This window comes from Thermogemmatispora sp., from assembly GCF_019683635.1.
Taxonomy (GTDB): domain Bacteria; phylum Chloroflexota; class Ktedonobacteria; order Ktedonobacterales; family Ktedonobacteraceae; genus Thermogemmatispora.
Map to the genome: position 1 here is coordinate 1 of NZ_JADGIA010000239.1, position 7,140 is coordinate 7,140.

At 58.3% G+C, this 7,140-nt stretch carries 5 protein-coding genes and 2 tRNA genes; 6 read left to right on the forward strand and 1 reads right to left on the reverse strand.

The annotated features are described in order from the left end of the window. On the forward strand, nt 1-1,214 hold a 1,214-nt coding region (locus IRZ31_RS18910; RefSeq protein WP_297156532.1), incomplete at its 5' end, for a hypothetical protein. A 75-nt stretch (nt 1,215-1,289) separates the two neighbouring features. Here the strand turns inward: IRZ31_RS18910 and IRZ31_RS18915 are convergent. After that, nucleotides 1,290-2,624, reverse strand: coding sequence for an MFS transporter (locus IRZ31_RS18915; RefSeq protein WP_297156535.1), 1,335 nt, complete (start codon nt 2,622-2,624; stop codon nt 1,290-1,292). Between the two features lie 193 nt (nt 2,625-2,817). On the opposite strand from IRZ31_RS18915, the gene IRZ31_RS18920 reads away from it, so the two are divergent. From IRZ31_RS18920 to IRZ31_RS18940, 5 genes are all read left to right on the forward strand, one after another. Beyond that, nucleotides 2,818-4,551: a methylmalonyl-CoA mutase family protein gene (locus IRZ31_RS18920; protein WP_297156537.1), complete on the forward strand. Its 1,734-nt coding sequence runs from the start codon at nt 2,818-2,820 to the stop codon at nt 4,549-4,551. A gap of 290 nt (nt 4,552-4,841) precedes the next feature. After that, a complete protein-coding gene (prmA, locus tag IRZ31_RS18925) occupies nt 4,842-5,762 on the forward strand; it encodes a 50S ribosomal protein L11 methyltransferase (RefSeq protein WP_297156540.1) in 921 nt (306 codons plus the stop codon). A gap of 14 nt (nt 5,763-5,776) precedes the next feature. Continuing rightward, nucleotides 5,777-6,583: a 16S rRNA (uracil(1498)-N(3))-methyltransferase gene (locus IRZ31_RS18930; RefSeq protein WP_297156543.1), complete on the forward strand. Its 807-nt coding sequence runs from the start codon at nt 5,777-5,779 to the stop codon at nt 6,581-6,583. Nucleotides 6,584-6,957: 374 nt separating this feature from the next. Further along, nucleotides 6,958-7,032 (forward strand) — tRNA-Gly (locus IRZ31_RS18935). A 5-nt stretch (nt 7,033-7,037) separates the two neighbouring features. After that, nucleotides 7,038-7,108: transfer RNA gene (locus IRZ31_RS18940), tRNA-Cys, on the forward strand. Nucleotides 7,109-7,140: the final 32 nt, after the last annotated feature.

Below are 7,140 nucleotides of genomic sequence, written 5' to 3' on the forward strand. Positions count from 1 at the left end.
GCCCCACCCCCAGTTCGGGACAGGGCCTTGTCGCAGCTGCGACCTCCCTGGCCTTGTTGCCTGGGTGGCGCGAGCAGGCTAAGGCAGTGATCGAACAGGTGCTGGAAAGTATGCATGAACATGCCTGGAATCCACTGGCCAAGACGCATGGCCAGCGCACTGGCGGCCTTTTTATTAACTGGAAGATGACCGATCCAAAGCGTGTCAATGCCATTCGCCCCGGTCCACGAGGGGAGACGCTGGAAAGGCATGATCCCCAGGTCGATCTGCTCTATCTGAACGCTTTGAGCGCCTATCAGCACCTCAACCCTGGCAGAGTGAGCTATCAGGCCGACCTGCAGCGAATACTAGCCGTGGTCAGACTCGATTTTCAGGATTATAATCTGCCCAAGGGCTGGATCTACTTCTCTCTCCTCTCGGCGGCGCTCTCCTTGCCTGACGCCTCTCTGTTGGGAGAAGCGCGGGCCTTGGTTGAGCGTTTCTATCGCTTCTGGTATGATCCGCTTGTCGGGACCATCTATGATCGACGCCATCAACCGTCTGACTATAACACTGTTCATGCGCTAGAGTGCGGCGCCGCTCTCATTGATGCAGGACAACGCTGGCAAGTGCCAGCCTGGAGAGAAGCCGGAGAGCGGACACTGGAACACGTCATCAGCGTGGCCTTTGATCCCCAGAGGCACTTGCTCTATGAGAACATGGTGGCCGGACCCGCAGGCTCTGATCGACCCCAAGGCGATGAAGTCAGAGCAGCTTCCGCCGGAGAGGCAGTCTCAGCGCTGGCCCTGGCCTATCGTCTCACCGGTCAACACCAGTACCTTTCACTCGCAGGCACATTGCTCCAGAGCCTCTTCGTCACCAGCGGTCTCTGGGACAGACAACACGGCGGCTTTTACTTCGCCCTCCGCTTGAGAGATGGGAGCGTTATCCGCGATTATAAAGAAACACGTGCTCAGTGTCTAACGCTGAGCGGCCTTCAGCTCTATAATGCCCAGACCGCGCTCCCATTCCTCGGTGAGGAGCATGCTCTTATTGCCTTGCTGCTAGGGCCGTTTTACGAGCACACCTATCATGGCTACTTCTATCGTCTGAAAGGCGATTTTCAGATCTACGTGAGCAAACCTGGAGCCGGCATCGGCAAAGAAGACTATTTCACCTCGGAGGCGATGGGATGTGCGCTGAATGCCCTGCTAGCGGTAATCCAACCTGCATAACAACTCTGCTCTTCCCCTAACAGGGAGCCTCCCAGCTCCGTTTCGGATACAAAGGAAGGCAAGCAGCGGAACTGTTCAGCGCTCGCTGGTTGTTGGCTGCTGACGGATCAAGGTCAGCAGGCTCCCGGCCAGGAGGTAGGAAATTGCCATCACAATAAAGGCTAGCTGAAAGCCAAACTGATCGATAAGCCAGCCGATGATGCCTCCCCAGGCAGAGCCAACGCCAAAGGCAAGTGCGAAGTACAGGCTGAAGGCATTGTCGCGCAGATCGCGGCTGGCCGAATCGGCCAGGTATGCCTGGAGCAAAGGAGCCTCGGCATAGACAGCCAGACCCATCAGCAGCAATGCCGGTGGGATAAGCCAGAAAGGCATACCTGGGCGAGCAAGCTCGATAAAGAGGAACGTCGTTACAGCCGAGGCACCGTAGAATAGATAGAGCATAGGACGACGCCCCAGGCGATCCGAGAGCCGTCCACCTAGCAGTGGCCCGATCACACTGCCGAGGAGCAGCAAGGTCAAGAGAACACCCTGAAGACGACTGTCGATATGGCGAACATTCTGCAAATAAAGGGGGACATAGGTTGTAACGTTGCCCAGGCCACGACCGCCAGCGGCGATAATGGAAACGGCCATGATGATGAGCAGCGTACGATCGCGCAGCGGAAGCAGCAGGCTTCTGCCCGTCTGGATCAGAGCGCGCCCGCGCAGGGCAAGACTGCGAGCTGGCTGCGGCGCAGCCTCCGCTGGCTGCTGCCGGAGACGACTACGCCGGTCGAGTGGCCCGCCCTCTTCAAGCAGAATCAGAATGGCGATGCCAATCAGGATGCCCGGCAAAGCGGCCACATAGAGCAAAGGGCGCCAACCCCAAAGTCCCAGGAGAGGACCGGCGATAAAGGGGACAGCCAGCGTGCCTATATTGCCGCCGGCGATATGCCAGGCCAAAGCATAGCCATGCCGGCGCTGGCCATAGCGATCGGTCAGATAGGAGCTACCGACGGGATGCTGAGGAGCGGTAGCCAGGCGAAAAGCTGTGCTCCAGGCCATCAAAGGCCAGAAACCGTTGATTGTGCCTGTCAGAAAGGTGCTCAAGCCACCAAGAATAGCGCCGATCCCAAGCAACACCTTGCGCAGGATATAGCGACTCACCAGGCCGAAGACCACCTGAAGAAGGCCCCCAAGGGCATTGGGAAGAGCGACTACCAGGCCGATTTGGGTATAGCTGAGATGGTACTCCTCCTGGATAAGGGGATAAATAAGAGGCATCAATACTGTAATGGCGTGAATAAAAGCGTGAGCTGTGCTGACCAGGAAGAGGTCACGGCCTGCTGCAGGCAAAGCAGCAATCTGCTCTTCCGGTAACATAGCTGCCTGGCTTGGACCAGCAGTTGCTTTCTGCTCTGCTTGTTTCATAACATCCCTCCAAACTAAGTGTAGCACGGGATGAAGAGAGAGATAAGGAAGAGAAGGGCGCTGGTCGGGGAGGAGAGGGGCGTTGAGAGGCCACACCTATGGTACAATACAACTGTGGAAATCGTCCCAGGGGACGGCAATGTCAATGGCTCAGGCCGTCCCGCAGGGTTCTCGACGAAGAGGAGTGAGCGGCATGCTAGACCAGGAATCTGTGGATATTGGCAAGGAACCCCGTCTAGTGCAGGGGACTCTCTTTGATAAGGCTGAGCTGGACCGGCTGGCAGCCGAGCAACGGCGCTGGGAAGAGACCACGCTCAAACAGTCGCTTGAGCGCATGCCCGAGCGAGAGCACCTTATGACCACCTCCAGCGTGCCTGTCAAACGCGTCTATACCCCGCTGGATGTTTCCCACCTGGATTACATGCGTGATATCGGTCTGCCGGGCGAGTATCCTTTTACTCGTGGCGTCCAGCCGACGATGTATCGCGCCAAGCCCTGGACCATGCGCATGTTTGCCGGCTTCGGCACGGCTGAAGATACGAACGCGCGCTTCAAATACCTCCTGCAGCAAGGGCAGACAGGCCTATCGACAGCCTTTGACATGCCCACGCTCTACGGTTACGATACCGATCATCCGATGGCCGCCGGAGAGTTCGGCAAATGTGGCGTAGCGGTCTCCTCGCTGGCCGACATGGAAATCCTCTTTAAGGATCTGCCGCTTGATCGCATCACCACCTCCATGACCATCAACAGCCCGGCGGCGGTCATCTGGGCCATGTATATCGTTAACGCCGAGAAGCAGGGCTACCCGCGTGAGAAGCTGGGAGGCACCCTACAGAACGATATCCTCAAAGAATACATAGCTCAGAAAGAGTTCCTCTTTCCTCCCGAGCCTTCCCTTCGCCTCGTTGTCGACACCATCGAGTTTGGCGCGCGCCACATGCCGCGCTGGAACACGGTCAGCATCAGTGGCTACCATATCCGCGAGGCGGGCGCAACTGCTGTCCAAGAGCTGGCTTTCACCATTGCCAACGGCATGACCTATGTAGAAGCAGCGCTCCAGCGTGGCCTCCAGATCGATGAATTCGCGCCGCGACTCTCGTTCTTCTTCGATGTCCATAATGACTTCTTCGAGGAGATCGCCAAATTCCGCGCGGCACGTCGCATCTGGGCAAAACTCATGCGCGAGCGCTACGGGGCCAAAAATCCGCGTTCCTGGCTGCTGCGCTGTCACGCTCAGACGGCGGGCGTTTCCCTCACCGCTCAGCAGCCTGAGAATAATATCGTACGTACCACCATCCAGGCGCTAGCCGCAGTCCTTGGCGGCACGCAATCGCTCCACACCAACGCCCTCGACGAGGCGCTGGCGCTTCCTACCGAAAAGGCTGCTCTGATTGCCCTGCGCACTCAACAGATTATTGCCTACGAGAGCGGGGTCGCTAACACTGTTGACCCGCTGGGAGGCTCCTACTTCGTAGAGAAGCTGACTGATGAGACTGAGCAGGCGGCGTGGGACTATATCAGGCGGATCGAGGAGCTAGGAGGAGTACTGGCGTGTATCCAGAATGGCTTCTTCCAGCGAGAGATTGCTGAATCGGCCTACCGCTACCAGCAAGAGATCGAGCAACGCAAACGCATCATTGTTGGTGTGAATGAATACGTGATGGAAGAAGACATGAAGGTGCCCACGCTTTACATCGATCGTGAGGGGGAGCGTGTGCACCTGGAGCGCCTGAACCGTGTGCGCAGAGAGCGAGATCAGGCAGCAGTAAGGAAAGCTCTCGACAATCTGCGTCGCGTGGCCGAGGGAACAGAGAATACCATGCCCGCCATTATTGAAGCTGTGAGAGCCTATGCTACCCTGGGCGAGATCATGGATGTCTTCCGGGCGGTCTTTGGTGAGTATACAGAGCCAGCGGTCTTTTAGCCAGGAGAGCGCGTTGACAACGCGCCCGGCGCCGCCTGCTGGCTGAAAGAACCTGTCAGCAGGACAAGGGTGAGGGAGGCTCTCTGTGTGCCGGTTGATCCTCTGGAGGCCAGGCCCCAGGGATAGGTGGATCAGGCCAGGCAGCAGCGGCCCTCACAGACCCTCTGATCTGCCCCGGGTGGGGAAGCGCGTTGCGTGCGCGCTCTCCTGATGGCATAATAGAATATCGCGCGACCCTTGGGATAAGAGTGAAAGGGCATTACCTGATTTAAGGTGAGGATCGAGATGCGATGCAGTGGATAGAATTAACGGTGCAGGCGCACCCCGAGGCGGTTGAATCCGTCAGTGAACTCCTCATGCGCTATACGCATGGTGGTGTGGCCATCGAAGAGCCGATCGAATTGCTCGATGACGGGCAGGAGTATCGCATTCTCCCTGGCCATCCTGTCAAGATTCATGCCTATCTGGCGGTCGATGGCAAAGAGGAGGAGGCCCAACAGCGCATTGCTGAGGGACTGTGGCATCTTGCCAGTATCGGAGCTGGCCTTGTTGGAGAGCTAGAGACGCGCCTGATTCGTGAAGAGGACTGGGCCTCGGCCTGGAAGGAATCCTATCATGTGACGCACATTGGCCGCCGTCTGGTCATCTGCCCTTCGTGGCGCGAGTACACGCCAGCTGAGGGTGAGGTGGTGATGACGCTCGATCCGGGCATGGCCTTTGGTACGGGTCTGCATCCGACCACAAGAATGTGTCTGGAGGAGCTGGAGAGGCGCGTCCAGCCCGGTATGCGTGTCCTCGACCTGGGGACTGGCTCGGGTATCCTGGCCCTGGCCGCCGCCCTCTTGGGGGCGGACGAGGTCGATGCCTATGATATTAGCGATGTTGCTGTGGCTAGTGCCCGCGAAAATGCGGAGCGCAATCACCTCAGCGAGCGCATTCGAGTGATTCACGGAACCCTCGATGAAGAGCGCAGCCTGGCTCTGACCGGTCGCTATCATTTGCTCGTAGTGAACATTCTGGCGGGCGTGATTTGCTCTCTGGCCCCCTTTATGGCTACCGTCCTGGCTCCTGGCGGACTGCTGCTCGCCAGCGGTGTGCTGCAGGAACACCGAGATAAGGTCGAGCAGGCTCTCCAAGCAGCCGGGCTTTGCCCAATGGCTACCGTGCAAACCGATGACTGGCTGCTCTTTGTCATGCGCAAGCCTGCCTAGCCTGATGGGCGACCATGCACCGTTTCTTTATCTCGCCTGAGTTATTAGCCCAGACCAGTCGGTCCTCGTTGCACAGGGTGATGCTGCCCGCAGCAGTAGCGCATCAGGTTCGTGATGTCTTACGGCTCACCCCCGGTGAGCATGTGGTCTTGCTCGATAACAGCGGCGACGAAATCGAAGCGAGGATTGTTCATACTGGGCGCTCCGGCGTCGAAGTAGAAATCGTCGAGCGGCGTAAGGGCCGCAGCGAGGGCTGCCTCCGGTTGGTGCTCTATCAGGGACTGCTGAAGTCAGCCCGCTTCGAGTGGATTCTGGAGAAAGGGACAGAGCTGGGTATCAGCGCTTTTGTACCGTTGCGCTGCCAGCGATCGCAGATTGGGCAGGAGGAGCTAGGAGCGACGAAGGTCCAGCGCTGGCAACGTATTCTACAGGAGGCGGCAGAACAATGTGGCAGGGCCCGTATTCCCGCATTGCTCCCCGTACGCAGTCTTTCCCAGGCTTTGGCCGAGCTTCCCTCTGACGCCTTGATTGTAATGCCGTGGGAGCAGGAGAAAAAGCTCAGTCTGCGCACAGCCCTGCGTGCTCATCGACGACAGGTACACGAGGCTGTATTGATGAGCAGGCCATTAACTGTGGCCCTCTTTATCGGACCCGAAGGCGGACTGGCTCCTGAGGAAGTGGCGCTGGCTCGTGAGTGTGGCGCCCTCGTTGTCTCGCTTGGTCCCCGCATTCTTCGTGCGGAAACAGCGGCTCTAGTGGCCGCTGCCAGTATACTGTACGAGTACGAGGATGAGGATGAGCAGGCCGGCGAGACTGGCTAAAACTGGCTCACGCCGCTGGGCAGACGTATTCCCCTCCGCTGCTATTTCTTCCTGAGAACTCCTCTCCAGAGCTTGTAGGCTGGCGCAGTCTCTGCCACTGGCAACGCTGGCGGTAGCGAACCGATCGCTACCTTGTCCTCGCTATCTGCCCCAGGCATGACGGACCAGCCAGACTATCCGCCCTCCCTTCTGACCTGACCCGTTCGTTGGAGCCGCCTCACGAACGGCTCTGGCCTGGCTCCAGGGACAGATCGGCCTCTCTCCCCTGCGACGGCTGAGAAATTTCTGGAATCCGGGCCAAAACCCGTTGACAAATCGCCAGAGATGTGCTATCTTAATGGCACAAGGTTAGAGAACTTCCTCTAACCTGCTATGCGGGAGTGGCTCAGTGGTAGAGCGCTTCCTTGCCAAGGAAGATGTCGCGGGTTCGAATCCCGTCTCCCGCTCCAGGTGCGGCGACGTGGCCAAGTGGTAAGGCAGGGCTCTGCAAAAGCCCGATCAGCGGTTCGAATCCGCTCGTCGCCTCCTCCTCTTCTCTCATGGAAAGGCGTGATGCT